The 17,650-nt window shown below is 69.4% G+C and carries 13 protein-coding genes, 1 pseudogene and 1 riboswitch; of the genes and pseudogenes, 10 read left to right on the top strand and 4 right to left on the bottom strand.

Annotation, left to right across the window (positions count from 1 at the left end):
- The first annotated feature begins 155 nt into the window (after positions 1-155).
- The 4 genes from N803_RS15185 (at position 156) to N803_RS15170 (ending at position 5,662) form a co-directional block, all read left to right on the top strand.
- Entirely contained in the window at positions 156-2,306 is a 2,151-nt protein-coding gene (locus tag N803_RS15185; RefSeq protein WP_035906880.1) for a hydantoinase/oxoprolinase family protein, read from the top strand.
- Positions 2,303-4,258 (top strand): hydantoinase B/oxoprolinase family protein, encoded by a 1,956-nt coding sequence (locus tag N803_RS15180; RefSeq protein WP_035906878.1) that lies wholly within the window; start codon positions 2,303-2,305, stop codon positions 4,256-4,258. The genes N803_RS15185 and N803_RS15180 overlap by 4 nt, the downstream gene beginning before the upstream one ends.
- Before the next feature lie 4 nt (positions 4,259-4,262).
- On the top strand, positions 4,263-5,093 hold the full coding sequence (locus N803_RS15175; RefSeq protein WP_035906877.1) for an NmrA family NAD(P)-binding protein: 831 nt from the start codon (positions 4,263-4,265) through the stop codon (positions 5,091-5,093).
- Between the two features lie 71 nt (positions 5,094-5,164).
- Positions 5,165-5,662: a hypothetical protein gene (locus N803_RS15170; protein ID WP_035906876.1), complete on the top strand. Its 498-nt coding sequence runs from the start codon at positions 5,165-5,167 to the stop codon at positions 5,660-5,662.
- Positions 5,663-5,860: 198 nt separating this feature from the next.
- On the opposite strand, the gene N803_RS15165 is transcribed toward N803_RS15170, so the two are convergent.
- The gene (locus N803_RS15165; protein ID WP_052112353.1) at positions 5,861-6,496 is read right to left on the bottom strand and encodes a hypothetical protein; all 636 of its coding nucleotides are present in this window, start codon (positions 6,494-6,496) and stop codon (positions 5,861-5,863) included.
- A gap of 196 nt (positions 6,497-6,692) precedes the next feature.
- Here N803_RS15165 and N803_RS15160 point away from each other — a divergent pair, with 196 nt between their 5' ends.
- From N803_RS15160 to bar, 6 genes and pseudogenes are all read left to right on the top strand, one after another.
- Complete coding sequence (locus tag N803_RS15160; protein WP_035906875.1) at positions 6,693-7,868, top strand: CaiB/BaiF CoA transferase family protein; 1,176 nt, start codon at positions 6,693-6,695, stop codon at positions 7,866-7,868.
- Positions 7,865-9,394, top strand: coding sequence for an acetyl-coenzyme A carboxylase carboxyl transferase subunits beta/alpha (locus N803_RS15155; RefSeq protein WP_035906874.1), 1,530 nt, complete (start codon positions 7,865-7,867; stop codon positions 9,392-9,394). The genes N803_RS15160 and N803_RS15155 overlap by 4 nt, the downstream gene beginning before the upstream one ends.
- Positions 9,384-10,478, top strand: coding sequence for an alpha/beta fold hydrolase (locus tag N803_RS15150; protein WP_035906872.1), 1,095 nt, complete (start codon positions 9,384-9,386; stop codon positions 10,476-10,478). Before N803_RS15155 ends, N803_RS15150 begins: the two co-directional genes overlap by 11 nt.
- A 144-nt stretch (positions 10,479-10,622) precedes the next feature.
- A complete protein-coding gene (locus N803_RS15145) occupies positions 10,623-11,468 on the top strand; it encodes a class I SAM-dependent methyltransferase (protein ID WP_035906870.1) in 846 nt (281 codons plus the stop codon).
- 125 nt (positions 11,469-11,593) lie between these two features.
- Positions 11,594-12,535 (top strand): carbamate kinase, encoded by a 942-nt coding sequence (locus N803_RS15140; RefSeq protein ID WP_211253528.1) that lies wholly within the window; start codon positions 11,594-11,596, stop codon positions 12,533-12,535.
- Between the two features lie 24 nt (positions 12,536-12,559).
- Positions 12,560-13,704, top strand: a pseudogene (gene bar / locus N803_RS15135) (barbiturase).
- 212 nt (positions 13,705-13,916) lie between these two features.
- Here bar and purH read toward each other — a convergent pair.
- The 3 genes from purH to N803_RS15120 form a co-directional block, all read right to left on the bottom strand.
- Entirely contained in the window at positions 13,917-15,572 is a 1,656-nt protein-coding gene (purH, locus tag N803_RS15130) for a bifunctional phosphoribosylaminoimidazolecarboxamide formyltransferase/IMP cyclohydrolase (RefSeq protein ID WP_035906867.1), read from the bottom strand.
- 54 nt (positions 15,573-15,626) lie between these two features.
- Positions 15,627-15,705, bottom strand: a riboswitch (ZMP/ZTP riboswitch).
- Between the two features lies 1 nt (position 15,706).
- Positions 15,707-16,306 carry a phosphoribosylglycinamide formyltransferase gene (purN, locus tag N803_RS15125; protein WP_035906943.1) on the bottom strand — a complete coding sequence of 200 codons (600 nt, stop codon included), beginning with the start codon at positions 16,304-16,306 and terminating at the stop codon, positions 15,707-15,709.
- Between the two features lie 14 nt (positions 16,307-16,320).
- A complete protein-coding gene (locus N803_RS15120; protein ID WP_169743107.1) occupies positions 16,321-17,580 on the bottom strand; it encodes a cell division protein PerM in 1,260 nt (419 codons plus the stop codon).
- Between the last annotated feature and the right edge of the window lie 70 nt (positions 17,581-17,650).

Raw genomic sequence — 17,650 nt, 5'->3', positions numbered from 1 at the left:
CACTTCTTGCGCTGGTGAGACACGACGTCGCGGCCGCGTTGTCCCAGCAGCGCAAGAAGTCGTGGGCTGATTGGCGGGTTCTGAGGCGACCACGCCGATCCGTTGGCACTCATTGCCAAGGCGAGCGGACGGCATACCCCGCTTGAATCTCTGACATGGCTCAGCGACGCATCAGGATCGGGATCGACACCGGCGGCACGTTCACGGACGTGGTGGCATTCGACGAGGACACGGGGGAGCTCGTCACGACGAAGACGCCGAGCACGCCCAGCAATCCCGCCGACGGATTCATCAACGGCATCGAGAAGGTTCTCGGCCTCATGGAAGCGTCCGGCGACGACATCACCGCCGTCTGCCACGGCACCACCGTCGCCACGAACAAGCTCCTCGAGGGCAAGGTCGAGCAGCTCGGCTTCATCACGACCGAGGGCTACGAGTTCATGCTCGAGATCGCCCGCCAGGCGGTGCCCGACGGCTACGGCAACTCCTACTTCTGGGTCAAGCCGCCGCGCATCGTGTCGGCCGACGCGGTCCGGACGGTCGGCGGCCGCATGGACTTCGAGGGCAACGAGATCCGGCCCTTCGACGAGGAGAGCGCCGTCGCCGCAGCGCGCTGGTTCAAGGAGCAGGGCATCACGACGATCGGCGTCTGCTTCCTCCACTCCTACGCCAACGACGCCCACGAGTTGCGGATGCGCGAGATCCTGCGCGCCGAGCACCCCGAGGCGATCGTGTCGATCTCGAGCGAGGTGCTGCGCGAGTATCGCGAGTACGAGCGGTCGATGACCACCCTCGTCGACGCCGCGGTCAAGCCCAACGTGTCCCGCTACGTCACGAACATCCACGAGCGACTCGGGCAGTTCGCGACGAAGGAGCCTGAACTGGCCGAAACGGGAGGGCGCGCGAGCGGAGCGAGCTCAACGGCGTTGCCGTTCTACATCATGAAGTCCAACGGCGGTGTCCTGTCGGCGGACGAGGTCGTGCACCAGCCGATCACGACGACGATGTCCGGCCCGGCGGCCGGCGCACTCGGTGCGGCCCTCATTGCGCAGAAGGCCGGCTTCGACAAGATCCTCACCTGTGACGGTGGCGGGACGTCCACCGACGTCTCCGTCGTCCTCGACGGCGAGCCCACGCTCACGACCGAGGGAACGGTCGGCGCCTACCCCAGCAAGATCCCGATGATCGATGTCGTCACCGTGGGTGCCGGCGGAGGCTCCATCGCCTGGGTGTCTCCCGAGGGGGCGCTCAAGGTCGGACCGCAGTCGGCCGGCGCCGACCCGGGCCCGCTCTGCTACGGCAAGGGCGGGACCCAGCCCACGATCACCGACGCCCACGTCACCCTCGGACGCATCCCCCCGCACCTGCTCGGCGGCGAGATCCCGCTCGACGTCGACGCCGCCCGCAAGGGCATCACGGAGCTCGCTGCTGAGCTCGGACTCGACTACGAGCGGTGTGCCACAGGCATTCTCGAGATCTCCGCGTGGAACCAGGCCAACGCGCTGCGTCAGGTGTCGGTGAAGCGTGGACTCGACGTCCGCGACTTCATGCTCACGACGTTCGGTGGTTCCGGGTCGCTCCTCGCCTGCCGCCTCGTCGACATCCTCGACCTCGCCGGCGTCGTCGTCCCGCCGAACCCGGGCAACGTCAGCGCCTTCGGCCTGCTCACCGTCGACGTGAAGAACGACTACGTCCAGACCCAGGTCGCCAAGCAGTCCGCTCTCGACCACGCCGCCATCGACGCGACCTTTGCCTCCCTCACGGAGAAGGCCGCGGCGGCCCTGTCCAAGGAGGGCTTCGCGGCCGACACCCACCAGTTCACCCGCACGGTGGACCTGCGCTACTTCGGCCAGGCCTACGAGGTTCGCGTCACCGCACCCTCTGGTCAGGTTGTCGACGACGCGTATGCCGGTCAGGTCGCCGAGGCGTTCCACGACGCTCACCACCAGCTCTACGGCTACGACTTCCGGAACGATCCGAGCCAGCAGGTCGAGTGGGTCAACCTGCGCGTCACCGGCGTCGGACCGATCACGCGACCGGAGCTTCAGGAATACGAATCCGCCTCTGCCACAGGGGGTTCCGTCGAGGACCGGGCCCGCCGCTCGACCCGCAAGGTGTGCTTCGACGCCGACGAGGGCTACGTCGAGACCGGAGTCTGGTGGCGACCCGACCTGCGGGCCGGGGACACGGTCCAGGGTCCGGCGATCATCGAGGAGTTCGGCTCCACGGTTCCCGTCCACCCGGGCTTCGTCGTCCGCGTCGACACCTACGGCAACCTCGTCATCACCAAGGAGGACGCGAAGTGACCACCACCGAAGCCGCCCCGAACCCCGCAGGTCTCCCCACGGCATACGAGCACGGAAAGCGGCTCACCGCGGCCGGAACCAAGGTCGATCCCATCCTCGTCGAGATCGTCCAGGGCACCCTGGCGAGCGTCGAGATGGAGGTCGAGACGGCCATCGCGCGCACCTCGCGCTCCCCCATGATCCGCGACGCGCACGACTTCCGCGCCGGCATCCACGACCGGCAGCTCCGCAAGCTCACGGGTCGTTCCTACTCGGCGCTCGTGCACCCGATCGTGCGGGACTACCCGCTCGACGAGATGCACGAGGGCGACGTCTTCTTCCACAACGACGTCTACGAGTCCGAGGGCGGCATCGGCCACCTGCCCGACCTGTGCGTCACGGTCCCGGTCTTCCACGACGGCAAGGTCGTTGCCTTCGTGCAGGCCTTCGGGCACCACGACGACATCGGCGGCGCGGTCCCCGGCTCCATGCCGAGCAACGCGACCAGCGTCCACGAGGAGGGCCTCTCCGTCCCGCCGATCAAGCTGTGGGAGAAGGGTGTTCCCAACAAGGCGGCCCTGCGGATCATGACCCGCAACTCGCGCATGCCCGACAGCCTGGCCGCGGACCTCGACGCCGAGTGCTCCGCCTGCCTCATGGGCGCCCGCCGTCTGTCGGACCTCTTCGCCCGCTACGGCCGCGACGACATCGAGGCCGCCTTCGACGCAATCCTCGACAGCACGACCGAGACCTACCGTCGCGAGATCCTGTCCAAGATCCCCGCCGGAACCTACGTGTGGGAGGACTACGCCGAGCACGACGGCGTCGACGAGCCCAAGTTGCACACACAGCGCATCACGCTCACCAAGGTCGACGACGCTCCGGCCGACCCGGAGACGAACTTCCCTGGTGGCGCCCGCCTCATCGTCGACTTCACCGGCACGGCACCCCAGGCCAAGGGGCCGATCAACCACTGCGGCGACTACGTCGGCGGCAACTTCCTCAAGAAGTGGCTCGCGCCCATCCTGCGCAACCTCGCCGACACTCCCGAGCGCATGGCCGAACTCGACGTCAACGAGGGCATCGTGCCGCTCATCGAGATGCGCTTCCCGGAGAAGGGCACGCTCCTCACACCGATCTACCCGGCACCGACGAACGCGCGCACGTTCGTCATCCTCCGACTCCTCGGTGTCCTTGCCGGTGTCGTCGCCAAGGCTGTCGACGGGCAGATGCCGGCGGACCAGGAGACGATCCGCTACACCGGCGTCTACGGCAAGGACCGCGACGGCAACGACTACCTCATGCGTGAGGTGCTCGGCGGTGGGTCCGGCGGGCGCTACTACGCCGACGGCGAGGACACGATCCACGTCGTGCCCGACTCCCGGAACCTGCCGACCGAGTTCACCGAGTCACGCTTCCCGTTCATCGTCGAGCGCCTCGGCCTCGCGGTGGATTCCGGTGGGGCGGGCCGCTATCGGGGCGGCCTCGGCTACGAGAAGCACATCCGGATGCTCGAGGACGCGCACTTCATGTCCATCGCCGACCGTTCGATCCTCGCCTGCTGGGGCGTCAAGGGTGGCAAGGCCGGCCGGCCGTTCGAGGTCACCATCGACGTCGGTGGTCCGGACGAACGCATCGTCGATGCCCTCGCCGACGCCGAGGCGGTCAAGGCGGGTCAGGTCATTCGGATCCGCACGACCGGTGGCGGCGGTTGGGGCGACCCGCTCGAGCGCCCCCTCGAGGAGGTCGAACGCGACCTGCGTTGGGGCAAGGTGTCCCTCGACGGTGCGCGGACGGCATACGGTGTCGTGGCGTCCGGCGACCGCGACACGGCGACAGTCGACGTGGAGGCGAGTGAGGCCTTGCGTGCGCAGCTGCGCGAGGAGCGTTCTGACGAGCCGTTCTTCGACCGCGGACCCGGCTATGCGCAACTCGCCGAGGGTGCGCAGGCCAGCGAGTACGACTGGCTCTGACCTCGTGCCCGAGGTCCTCGTCATCGGCGCGGCCGGCAAGACCGGCCGCGCCGTGACGCGTGCCCTGGCGTCCCGTGGGGTTCGCGTCCGCGCCGCTGTCCGCCCCGGGTCGACCAGCCCGGTGTATGCCGGTCCGCTGGCTCGCGCTGTCCCGCTCGACCTCGAGACGGGGGCGGGTCTGGCCGAGGCGATGGCGGGCGTCGATGGCGTCCACCACCTCGCTCCGAACGTCCATCCCGGCGAGGTGGCGATGGCGCGTCGAGTGGCTGATGCCGCTGTGGCACAGGGTGTTTCACGGTTCGTGTTCCACTCAGTGCTGCATCCCGAGGATGCGTCGATGCCGCACCACCTGCGCAAGGCGGAGGCCGAAAAGGTGGTGCGGGAGCGGATCGCGTCGGCGACGATCCTTCGCCCGGCGGCCTACCTCCAGAACCTCGAGGGCGGCGTGCGAGCCGGTCTTCTCGAGGTGCCCTACTCGCTCGACTCCCGGTTCACCAACGTCGACCTCGACGACGTCGCCGAGGTCGCGGCGCACGCATTCATCCAGGACGGCTACGAGGGCGCCACCCTCGATCTCGCCGGGCCCGAGACCATGACCATGCGCGAGATGGCCGCCGTGGCGACCGAGGCGCTCGGGCATCCCGTCGAGGCACGCGAACTGCCGCTCGATGCCTGGCTCGCCGGTGCCGGATCCGGCCTCCCTGAGCAGGCCCGCAACGACCTCGCCGCGATGTTCCGCAGCTACGACCGCGGCGGGCTCGTCGGCGACTGCACCACCCTGCGGAGCCTGCTCGGGCGGGCACCCCGCACCTGGCGCGAGCTGCTGGCGTCCTGACCTGACTGGGCCATGGGCGCGTGCGCCCCGGGGCGCTAGCGTGGCCCAATCCAGTGATCGGGAGGCTCGGCATGGATGTGTCGACGTTCTACGCGCTCTTTTCCGCGACGTGCTTCACGCTCGTCGGCCTCTGGTGGACCGTCGTCCAGAAGCACGAGGCATGGCTGCGCTCGCGTGCCGGTCGGCGAGACATCGGCGGCATCTACCTCTCCTTCCTGCTGCCCGCACTCATGGGCCTCTTCGCGCAGGTCGGAGGGACGACGAACCCGCTCATCTGGCGGGTCAGCTTTGTCGCCGTCGCGCTCATCGGTTGCTGGTCGACGCTCCGCCTGCTGCAACGCTCGCGCGCCGATGGTGACGCCGGCACGTTCGCCCGACACCGCTGGATCGCGGTGGTCATCTACGCCGTCATTGCCGTACTCGGCGTCGTCCCCGAGATCGTCAAGCCCATCGGGGTCACGCCCCTCCAGGCCGAGGCCACTTTGCTCATCCTGCTCGTCGCCCTCGCCCACTGGCTCGTGTGGGAGTTCATGACCCACGGCGAGCCCGCGCCCGACCCCCGGACGTAGCACCTCGAGGCCCCGCTGCCGCCGGACGCATCGGACGAGGACGTACGCCGCGTCCTCACCGAGCTCGGCTCGCCCCAATCCGTTGCCGACGAGGCGAATGCCGGTCGGCCCGCGACCGTCGTCGCCGCGCCGCCGCGCGTTGTCCGGCAGCGTGTCCCAGCGCGAGTTCTCGGTCGCGCTGAGACACACATCCGGGAGTCAGTCCTGCGGAGTGATGACACCGCACAGGGCCGGGTCCGTCGCCTCGGTCGGCAGTGACGGGTCGAGATCGCTTCCGACCGTGCCGCTGTAGACGCCGTCATGGTTGTGGTCGACGCCGTGGATGACGATGACACCCAGCCCGTCCGCGACGGCCTTGGCGACGTCCTGGGTGACCTTGATGTGCCCGCGCTCGTAGCTGAGCTCACCACCGGGGGCGGTGTCGAACCGATCGATGGCCAGTGCGCTCGCGGGGCTCGTGTCGCCTGACTTGGTGAGGGAGACGCGGACCGGTCCGTAGGCCGGAGCGCCCTCGGTCGTGTTGAGGGTGCCGCTGCCATCGGAGTCGTCGGTCGCCGAGGGGCACTCGTGGCGCGCGTCGGCGCCGAAGTGGATGTGCGCAGCGTGTGGAGCGTCCGCGAGGAGCCCGGAGGCGACCATCGCGATGTCGATGCGGGTCCCGCGGACGGACACAAGGGCGGTGCCGCCGCCGTCGACGCCGTTCAGGACCGCGGGCTCGAGGGACGCGGAGAGATCGGCACTGTTGGCCGTGGCCGTGCTGGCAATGACGCCCATGGACGTGACGAGGACTCCGGCCGCCAGGACGGCCTTGGTGGTACGACTGATCGTTGGCATGACAACTCCCAGGGGGTGGTCGCGGACTCGTCGTTGGGCCCGCTGTACGCCCACTGTTCGGAGCGACGTCCACCGTCGGATTGCCGATCGCCGACGGGGCCGATCCCTCGCTTTGGCAGAAGGTGACACGGTGTGACGTTCGTCTTGCCACGAACTCACCGAGCCTTTGCGCGGGCGCTCTCCCTAGGCTCGATCCATGAGCGGACCCCTTGAGGACATCGTCGTCGTCGACCTGTCGCGCGCCCTCGCCGGGCCGCACGCCGCAATGATGCTGGGCGACATGGGCGCCCGCGTCATCAAGGTCGAGACGCCCGGCGCCGGCGACGACACGCGCGGGTGGGGGCCGCCCTTCGTCGGGCCCGAGGACGACCCCATCTCGACCTACTACCTGAGCGCCAACCGCAACAAGGAGTCGATCACCCTCGACCTGAAGTCCGACGACGGTCGCGATGTCCTTACGCGACTCGTCCGACGCGCCGACGTCCTCATCGAGAACTTCCGCCCGGGAGTCATGGACCGGCTCGGCTTCGGCAACGACGCACTGCACGACCTCAACCCGCGCCTCGTCGTCCTGTCCATCAGTGGCTTCGGCCATGACGGGCCGCAAGGAGGTCGCGCGGGATACGACCAGATCGCCCAGGGCGAGGCCGGGCTCATGTCACTGACCGGCTCCGCGCCGGACGACCCCCAGCGCGTGGGCGTGCCCATCGGCGACCTCCTCGCGGGGATGTACGGCGCGTTCGGCATCGTCTCCGCCCTTCACGAGCGCACGACAACGGGACGCGGTCAGGTGGTGCGAACGAGCCTGCTTGCGGCCGTCGTCGCGTCGCACGCCATGCATGGCACGGCCTACACCGTGGCGGGCCAGGTGGGTCGCGCCCAGGGCAACCACCACCCGAGCATCACCCCCTATGGCCTGTTCCACTGCGCCGACGGCGATGTCCAGGTCGCGTGCGGCAGCGAGGCGTTGTGGGTCAAGCTCGCGGAGGGCTTCGGCATCGACCCGGCCGCGCCCGGCATGGCCACGAACCGGGAGCGCATGGCCCACCGCGACGACGTCATCGCCACCCTCAACGAGGCCTTCTCCACGTGGCGTCTGGACGACCTCCTCCCCCGTCTCGCCGAGCTCGGCGTTCCCTCCGGAGAGGTGCGCACGATCGACCGGGTCTACGACTGGGACCAGACCCGCTCTCAGGGGCTCGTGCTCGACATCGACCACCCGGTCCTCGGGTCGATCGAGATCCCGGGACCACCGATTCGGCTGGGCGACAACGCTTTTGCCGGAGGTCGCGAGGAGCACCTGGCACCGCCCGCTCTCGGCCAGCACAACGACAGCATCCGCGCCTGGCTCGCGGAGGAGGACACCGAGTGAGCGACAAGCCCAACCGCCCCACGTCCAGTGAGCTCATTGCCGCCGTCCTCGACGACGGGTCGTGGCAGTCCTGGGACACCACCCCTCTCGCGGTGGCCGAGGAGGGCAGCTCGTATGCCGTTGAGCTCGCCGCCGCTGCCGAGAAGGCCGGCACTGACGAGTCGATCGTCACCGGCGAGGGCACGATCAACGGCCACCGGGTCGCTGTCATCGCCGGTGAGTTCCGCTTCCTCGCCGGCTCCATCGGCGTCGCGGCGGCCGAGCGCATCGTCCTGGCCTTCGAGCGGGCGACGCAGGAGCGGCTGCCCCTCTTCGCGGCCCCCGCATCGGGTGGCACGCGCATGCAGGAGGGCACGCCTGCGTTCGTCACGATGGTGAAGATCTCGGCGGCGGTGGCGGCCTACAAGCAGGAGCACCTGCCCTACATCACCTACCTGCGCCACCCCACCACCGGTGGCGTCTTCGCGTCATGGGGTTCGACCGGCCACGTGACGGTCGGCGAGCCGGGAGCGACGATCGGCTTCCTCGGAGCCCGCGTCTATGAAGCGCTCTACGGGCAGCCCTTCCCCGAGGGGGTCCAGACGGCCGAGAACCTCTTCGCCCACGGCCTGCTCGACGCGGTTCTTCCCGTCGAACTCCTCACCCAGACGGCGGCCCGCTTCCTCGACCTCGTCCTCGCCCCGCACGACTCGACACCGGCGCCCGACGTGCCGCGCGAGCCGCTACCGGACATCCCCGCGTGGGATTCGATCCTGCTGTCCCGCAAGCCTTCTCGTCCGGGAGTGCGCGCTCTGCTCAAGCTCGGCGCCACCGACGTCCTCCCGCTCTTCGGGACCGGAGCGGGCGAGTGGGACTCCTCCCTCTTCCTCGCCCTGGCCCGCTTCGAGGGCACACCGTGCGTCGTCCTCGGCCAGGACCGTCGTGGAGAGCAGACCGAGGCACCGCTCGGCCCGTCGGGCCTGCGCGTCGCCCGCCGCGGCATGAAGCTCGCCACCGAGCTCAACCTCCCACTCGTGAGCATCATCGACACCGCCGGCGCAGCACTGTCCAAGGAGGCCGAGGAGGGCGGCATGGCCGGGGAGATCGCACGCTGCCTCGCCGACCTCGTCGTCCTTGACGTCCCCACCGTCTGCGTCCTTCTCGGTCAGGGCACGGGTGGTGGCGCCCTCGCACTCATGCCCGCGGACCGCGTCATCAGCGCCCAGCACTCGTGGCTGTCGCCGCTCCCACCCGAGGGCGCCTCGGCGATCCTCTACCGCACCCCCGACCGCGCTCCCGAACTCGCCGAGCGCCAGCGCGTCCGCTCCCTCGATCTCCTCGAGGACGGCATCATCGATCGCATCGTCGCCGAGCACCCGGACGCCTCGCAGGAGCCGGAGGAGTTCTGCCGACGCATGGCCCAGGCGATCCGCCACGAACTCGCGGACCTCTCCACGCTCGAGCGAATGGAGCGCCTCGCCGCACGACACTCTCGATACCGCCTCCTCGGACGGGCCGGAAAATCTACGATGAAGGGTGGTCTCTGACCGGCAGGCTCCTCCGACACCGCGGCAGGACATCCGATTCACGCGGTCGGTCGACGGTGTGCAGATCGCCTATGCCGTCCACGGGTCCGGCCCGCCCCTGCTCGTCGACGCGTGTTGGTTGAGCCACCTGCAATACGACTGGTCCTCACCGGTCTGGCGGCACTACCTGACCTTCTGGGGAACCCGGCACACCGTTGTCAGGTTCGACGAGCGGGGCCACGGATTGTCTGACCGCGGCGTCACCGACCACAGCCCCGAACTGCGCCTCGCCGACCTCGAAGCGGTTGCCGATGACGCCGGTCTGGACCGGTTCGACCTTCTCGCCATGGCGCAGGGCGGACCCATCGCCATTGCGTATGCCGTCCGCCATCCAGAGCGAGTTTCGCGGCTCGCGTTCTACGGCAGCTATTCGGGCCAGCAGGGACGGGATCCGAAGGATGCCGAGCTCAACGACGCCCTCGACGCGCTCATCAAGGTCGGTTGGGCGCGGCCCGACTCGGCGTTCCGCCGCGTCTTCACCTCGCTGATGATCCCGGAGGGCACCGAGGAGCAGCACGTGTGGCTCGACGAACTCCAGCGTAATGCCACCGACACCGCGACCGCTCTGACGGCTCGCCGACAGAGGCTCGTCGCCGACGCGTCGCACCTCCTGGGTCGGGTCGCCGCACCCACCCTCGTCCTCCACTCCACCGGGGACCGCATGAACAACTTCTCCGAGGCCCGCTACCTCGCTTCGCACATCACCGATGCCCGCCTCGTTGCCCTGGAGAGCGACAACCACATCGTGTTGGAGGACGAGCCGGCGTGGCAGACCTTCACCCGCGAGCTCGACGCTTTCCTCGACGAACCTCCTGCCGCACAACACAATTCAGCAACTCATCCCTCCCCACTCGACAGGCTGTCCCCACGCGAGGAGGAGATTCTCGGCCTCGCCGCGCGCGGCCTCGACAATGACGCCATCGCCGGCGAACTCGTCCTCAGTGGCCGGACCGTGGAACGCCACCTGAGCAACGTCTACGCCAAGCTCGACCTCCACGGGAGATCGGCGCGCACGGCAGCAGTGGCGGCCTACCTCACGAGGTGAGGGGACGGCATACAGGCACCTACGTGTAGGCCGTCATCCCCCATTCACGGAGCACCTCACCGTTGCGTGTTGGCGCCGATGTGTCGACGCCTCGCCCGTTCCTACGTTTGGTGGCAGTACCCCACCCACCGGAAGGCCGCTGCCATGAACACCACCTCCACCCAGGCCGACCCCGCCTCTGCCGACACCGAGCTCAAGGCGAAGCACCGCGCCATGTGGGCCCTTGGCAATTACCCCGCGGTGGCGTCGGACGTCATCTCCTCCCTGGGTCCGATCCTCGTCGAAGCCGCGAACATCGGTGCGGGACAACGTATCCACGACGTCGCGGCGGGGTCGGGAAACGTCGCCCTCCCCGCGGCGCGCACCGGAGCCCACGTCACCGCGACCGACCTCACGCCCGAACTGCTCGACGTCGGACGAGCCCACGCCGAGGCGGAGGGTCTCGAGGTCAGGTGGGTCGTGGCCGACGCCGAGAACCTCCCGTGCGACGACGGCGAGTTCGACGCGACCGTGTCGTGCGTGGGCGTCATGTTCGCTCCGCACCACCAGGCCGTGGCCGACCAACTCGTCCGCATCACACGACCCGGCGGCACCATCGGCCTCCTGAGCTGGACGCCGGAGGGCTTCATCGGCCAGATGTTCGCGACGATGAAGCCCTACGCCCCGCCGCCGCCTCCCGGTGCGCAGCCGCCGCCGTTGTGGGGCCATGTCGACCACGTCCGAGAGCTCTTCGGCGACCGCGTCCAGATCGGCCATGCCTCACAGCAGGATCTGGTCGTCGACGTCTTTCCGACGTCAGAGGACTTCCTCGAGTTCTTCAAGCTGAACTACGGCCCGACGATCGCGGTCTACCGCTTCATCGCCGACGACCCCGAGCGAGTCGCTGCCCTCGACGCCGAGCTCATCGCCCTCGCGGACCGGTACGACCGCGGCGACGGCCATCTCATCCTCGACTGGGAGTACCTCCTCCTCACCGCCACCCGCACCTGAGCAGACCTGACAAACAGAGGGGCTTCGCCTGTCAGGTGATGCCAACGCCGCACCGCAGCCGCCTCCCTAGGCTCGCCGCAACGGCATACCAACGGGGTATGCCGGCCGGTCAGGGAGGTGGGTGCGTGCGCGTTCTCGTCGCGCTGGGAGGCAACGCCATGACCTCCGCGGATGGGTCGGCCGACCCGGGTGCCCAGGTCCGGGCGATCACCGAGGCCATGGAGCACGTCGCCGAACTCGTCGCTGCCGGCCACGACGTCGTCCTCACCCACGGCAACGGGCCCCAGGTGGGCAACCTGCTCGTCAAGAACGAGCTGGCCGCCTCGGTCGTCCCGCCCGTCCCGCTCGACTGGTGCGGTGCGCAGACGCAGGGGACCATCGGGTTCACCGTCCTCGACGCCCTCGAGCCGGCGTTGGCCCGACACGGAGCGGACAGGTCTGTCGCAGCGCTCGTGACCCGCACCCTCGTCGACGCCGCAGACCCGCACTTCGCCGAACCGACCAAGCCGATCGGCCGCTACCTCCCGGCCGCCGAGGCGCAGCAGATGATCGACCACGGGCAGCAATGGGAGGACCGTGGCGACAAGGGATGGCGACGGGTCGTCGCCTCCCCGGAACCGATCGAGGTCCTCGACCTCCCAGCGATCCGCGCGCTCATCGACGCCGGCCAGGTCGTCGTTGCCGCGGGCGGCGGCGGGATCCCGGTGGTCCGAGACGCCGACGGCACGCTGCGCGGCGTCGAGGCCGTCATCGACAAAGACCTCACTGCCGCCCTGCTCGCCCGGGCCCTCGAGTGCGACATCCTCATCATCGCCACCGACGTCGACCACGCCATGGTCGATTACGGCACCCCGGACGAGCGACCGCTCGGATTCACCTCGCTCGCCCAGATGAAGGCGCACGCCGCCGACGGTCAGTTCACGTCCGGCTCGATGGGTCCCAAGGTCGATGCCGCGATGCGGTTCGCCGAGTCCGGTGGCCGCTCGATCATCACGTCGCTCGCCCACATCACCGATGCCGTCGAGCGCGAGTTCGGCACGGTCATCGACACCAGTCCCGAGGACTAAGTCCCAACAAAGAGAGGTTCAGCCGTGCCAGAAGCCATTGAGGTCCGCAAGGTTCCGATCCACAGCGTCGCCGACGCCTCCGAGCTGGCCAAGCTCATCGACGACGGCGTGATGGAAGCCCGCCGCGTCATCGCCATCATCGGCAAGACGGAGGGCAACGGTGGGGTCAACGACTACACCCGCATCATCGCCGACCGCGCCTTCCGTGAAGTCCTCGTCGCCAAGGGCGCACCCGCCGACCAGGTCAAGCAGGTTCCGATCGTCTGGTCGGGTGGCACGGACGGCATCATCAGCCCGCACGCCACGATCTTCGCCACGGTCCCCGAGGACAAGGTCGAGCCGAGCGACGACCTGCGGCTCACCGTCGGCTTCGCCATGAGTGAGCCGATCAAGCCCGAGGAGATTGGCTACACCGGCATGATCTCCAAGGTCGCCGACGCCGTGAAGGTCGCCATGGAGCGGGCCGGCATCACCGACCCGGCCGACGTGCACTACGTCCAGACGAAGACCCGCTCCTGACGATCCACACGATCCGCGACGCCGAGTCACGCGGCCAGAAGGTCTGGACCCACCACACGCACGAATCGATGGACCTCTCCAACGGCACGACCGGCCTCGGCATCGCCGTGGCCCTCGGCGAGATCGAGATGCCGACCGATGCCGACGTCATGAACAACCGCGACCTCTACTCGTCGGTGGCGTCCTGCTCCTCCGGCGTCGAGCTCGACCAGGCGCAGGTCGTCGTCGTTGGCAACGCCCGCGGAGTCGGCGGCCGCTACCGCATCGGCCACTCCGTCATGCGCGACGCCCTCGACGCCGACGGCATCTGGGCGGCCATCAAGGACGCGGGTCTCGAGCTCCCTGAGCGCCCGCACACCTCCGACATCCAGGGCCGCCTCGTCAACGTCTTCCTCAAGTGCGAGGTCAGCCAGGACGGCCAGGTCCGCGGTCGGCGCAACGCGATGCTTGACGATTCCGACGTGCACTGGCACCGCCAGATCAAGTCGTGCGTCGGCGGTGTCACGGCGTCGGTGACCGGCGACCCCGCCGTGTTCGTCTCCGTGTCGGCGGCCCACCAGGGACCCGACGGTGGTGGCCCGGTGGCCGCGATCGTCGACCTCGGCTCGGGTGAGCCCACCGGCTACGCAGCTCCCGGAGCCCCCGCCTGACAGTGCTCTTTGTGCCCTGCACGGACACGCCAGCCCCGTCCTTGTGCCCTGCACGGACATGCGAGCCAGCGACGTACGTCCGTGCAGGGCACAGGGACGATGCGCGGCGGGTCAGCGCGGGTGGCCCGTCCCTCTAGAGTCCCGGGCTGCCCATGGTCGGCAGGGACTGGGCCCGCTGTTGTCGTGATGAACCAGCAGGGCAAAAGACTGGGTCAGTGGGCGAAGTGGCGGGTCCCCGTGAAGTAGAGCGTCACCCCGGCCGCCTGCGCCGCCTCGATGACCTCGCCGTCGCGCATGGACCCACCGGGCGCCACGACCGCGCGAACGCCTGCGTCGATGAGCACCTGCAGGCCGTCGGCGAACGGGAAGAACGCGTCCGACGACGCCACCGCGCCACGCGCCCGCTCGACCACCGCACCATCCGCGCCGGCCCCGGAGTTCGCGCGCGACACGGCGAGGTGGCACGAGTCCACCCGATTGACCTGCCCCATGCCGATGCCGACGGACGCGCCATCGGACGCGAGCAGGATCGCGTTGGACTTCACCGCACGCACCGAACGCCACGCGAACTGCAGGTCCGCGAGCGTCGCCTCGTCGGCAGCCGAACCCGACACGAGCCGCCAGTTCGCGGCGTCGTCGCCACCGACGACCTCGCCGGACTCGTCACGCACGACGGCGTCGAGCGCGTCGCGCTGCTGCATGAGCAGGCCACCCGAGATCGGCCGGATCTCCGCGCCACCGCGTGATGGTGCGGCTGCCTCGAGGAGGCGGATGTTCTTCTTCGCGGTGAGCACCTCGAGCGCGTCGTCGTCGAAGCTCGGGGCCACGACGACCTCGGTGAAGATGTCGGCGACCGTGCGCGCCATCTCGACGGTCACAGGACGGTTCGTCGCGATGATGCCGCCGAACGCCGACACGGGGTCGCACGCGTGGGCACGACGGTGCGCCTCGGCCACGTCGGCACCGACGGCGATCCCACACGGGTTGGCGTGCTTGATGATCGCGACGGTCGGCTGGTCGCCGTGGTCGTACGCCGCCCGCACCGCAGCGTCCGCGTCGACGTAGTTGTTGTAGGACATCTCCTTGCCGTGCAGCTGCTTGGCCTGCGCGAGACCCGGCTGCGGAGCAAAGCCGCTCGCATACAGCGCCGCGCTCTGGTGGGGGTTCTCGCCGTAGCGCAGCACCGCAGTCTTGTTCCACGTCGCACCGACCCACGCCGGGAAGCCCGTCCCCTCGGAGCTGTCGACGTAGGCATTGCCCATCCACGACGCGACGTGCGTGTCGTAGGTCGCCGTGTGCACGAACGCCTTCGCCGCGAGCGCCTTGCGCTCCTCGAACGTGAAGCCCTCGCCCTGCGCTGCGGCAAGGACCTCGGCGTATGCCGTGGGGTCGACGACCACGGCCACGCTGGGGTGGTTCTTGGCGGCCGCACGAACCATCGAGGGCCCGCCGATGTCGATGTTCTCGACGATGTCGTCGGCACCGGCGCCGGACGCCACCGTGTCCGCGAACGGGTAGAGGTTCACGACGACGAGGTCGAACGGCTCGACGCCGAGCTCACCGAGCTGCTCGACATGGTCGGGCTTGCGGGTGTCGGCGAGGATGCCGGCGTGCACCATCGGGTGCAGCGTCTTGACGCGCCCCTCGAGGCACTCGGGGAAGCCGGTGAGGTCGGCGACCTCGGTCACCGGGATGCCGAGTCCCTCGATGAGCTTGGCCGATCCACCCGTCGACACGATCGAGACACCGGCCTCATGCAGGCCACGGGCCAAGTCCTCCAGGCCGGTCTTGTCGAAGACCGAGATGAGCGCCCGGCGGAGGGGGCGGCGATCCTGGGTGGGTCCGGGCTTGCTGACGGAAACGGCCATGGTGGTGGCTCCAAATCATGAGAGTGCAGGGTGTGCGGTCGTTCAATGAACTGCCGGGTGCACCCAGGCGGGCGATGCAACTCCCATGTGACTCCCCGGTGGTGGTCCACCTGCGCCAGTCGTCACTCCGGATTCTAGCGGCCCGGGAGCGTCAGCTCGTCACGCCCCAGACGCCCGACGAGCTCGACGAGGAGCTCCCGCTCCTGCACCTTGATCCGCTCGTGCAACGTCTCCTCGGTGTCGTCGTCGAGCACGTCGACGGCGCGCTGCGCGAGGATCCGGCCGGTGTCCACCCCCGCGTCGACCAAGTGTGCGGTCGTACCGGTGATCTTCACGCCGTGGGCCAGCGCGTCGCGCACGCCGTGCGCTCCGGGGAAGCTCGGGAGCAGAGCGGGGTGCGTGTTGAGGATGACCCGGTCCGCGAGCGTCTCCGGTCCGAGGATCTTCATGAATCCCGCCGTGACGACGAACTTCGGTGTGCGAGAAGCGATCTCGGCAGCCAGCCCGGCATCCCAGGCGACGCGGTCGGAGAAGTCGGCCACCCGGCATACAAAGGTGTCGATGCCGGCGCGCTCCGCGCGACGTAGTCCTTCGATGTCGTCCCGGTCCGCTCCCACGGCCAGGATCCGAACCCCGTATGCCGGGTCGAGACTCGCGTCGATGAGCGCCTGGAGCAGCGTGCCCGAGCCCGAGACGAGGACGACGATGCCGGTGGGTTCGTTCACGCCGAGCACCCTATCGAGTGGGATCAGCGGCGCAGTCGCCACGCGTCCCAGGCGACGACCGCCAGGGCACCTGCGGCGAGTTCGAGCCCGAGCGTCAGGGCCATCCTGAGCGCCGGCGCACCGATGTCGGCGAGGCGATAGGCCCCGAGCGAGCCTCCACCGAGACCGTCGAGGATGGCGAGGCCCACGGCCACGAAAGCACACGCCATGAGCGCCACAGAGGCCTTGGTCCGCAGCGACGACAGCCGTGCCACGGAGGCCAGCGACCGCCGCCCGATGTAGCCGCCGACGAGGACGGGCACGAGGACGAACAGCCACGCCGCCCAGGGATAGGTCCCCGGCTCCGGCACGGCACCGAAGACCGGCACGAGCGGCATGAGTCCGCTCTCCGTGCCGGACAGGGACGTGTGCGCCCCGTCGACGACGGAGAAGCCGGGACCGGCGAACACCGACACGACCCAGAGAGCCAGGTTGGGCAATGACGCGAGCTGGGCGCCCGCGAGGAGCACGCCACCGAGGAAACCGGCGCCCACTTCGGCATGCAGGCTCGAGACCGAGTGCCAGGACAGCACGACGGCAACGGCGACACCCACAGCACCGAGTCCGAGGACGAGCCCCAGACCGCGAAGGGCAGGGCCCCACGCTCGCCGCGCGGCCTCGGGCGTCACGACCGCCTCGAGGCGCGGCCCGAGGACGTGTCCCTCCCGGGCGAGGCGCCGGATTGCGATCGCGAGCGCCAGAACCGGAACGACGAGGATCGGCACGACGAGGGTGGGCCACCGCAGCGGCAACGACCCCACCAACGTGAGCAGGGACGCGAGGACGAGGGCGACGGCATACCCGAGCCACCACCGACCGGAGATCCCGACAACGGAACGCGGCAGCAGATCGGCCACGAAGTCGTCGTCGACGTCGGCGGTCTCGAGAGCCCGACTCGCCCCACGAGCCGCGCCCCAGACGACGAGCGCACCGAGCATGAGCGGAACGAACGCCACCGACGTCGCCCCGGCACCGAGGTGAGCGCCGTGGAGCAGCAGCCAGAACGCGGCCGCGGCCCCGAGTGGGTCACCGAACGATCCGCCGGGTCGGGGGTCGAGCATCCATCCGAGGACGGTGGGAACGAGGACGACGAGCAGCGAGATCAGTCCGGTGACGAGGCCGATGACCACGTCGCGCGCGGAGTCGGACAGCCACGCGGGACCACCGGCGCGGGGCGCGTCGTCGCCCTCACCCTCGGTGTCCTCGGAGGGGCGCATTCCCCGGAGCAAATCCATGACTGTCATCGCGCCCCAGTGTCCCCCGCAGCCACGGCCGAGTCGTGGAGCACACGCCCGACGTGATGCAACCTTCCTC

The organism is Knoellia subterranea KCTC 19937, from assembly GCF_000768685.1.
GTDB lineage: Bacteria > Actinomycetota > Actinomycetes > Actinomycetales > Dermatophilaceae > Knoellia > Knoellia subterranea.
This window is presented reverse-complemented; position numbering and strand designations above follow the sequence as displayed.

Bases quoted from the DNA above. Each gene is read 5' to 3' on its own strand.
- N803_RS15170 (WP_035906876.1), top strand. From the start codon at position 5,165: ATGGATGTGTCGACGTTCTACGCGCTCTTTTCCGCGACGTGCTTCACG.
- N803_RS15165 (WP_052112353.1), bottom strand. From the start codon at position 6,496: ATGCCAACGATCAGTCGTACCACCAAGGCCGTCCTGGCGGCCGGAGTC.
- purH (WP_035906867.1), bottom strand. From the start codon at position 15,572: ATGGCCGTTTCCGTCAGCAAGCCCGGACCCACCCAGGATCGCCGCCCC.
- N803_RS15185 (WP_035906880.1), top strand. From the start codon at position 156: ATGGCTCAGCGACGCATCAGGATCGGGATCGACACCGGCGGCACGTTC.
- N803_RS15160 (WP_035906875.1), top strand. From the start codon at position 6,693: ATGAGCGGACCCCTTGAGGACATCGTCGTCGTCGACCTGTCGCGCGCC.
- N803_RS15120 (WP_169743107.1), bottom strand. From the start codon at position 17,580: ATGACAGTCATGGATTTGCTCCGGGGAATGCGCCCCTCCGAGGACACC.
- N803_RS15145 (WP_035906870.1), top strand. From the start codon at position 10,623: ATGAACACCACCTCCACCCAGGCCGACCCCGCCTCTGCCGACACCGAG.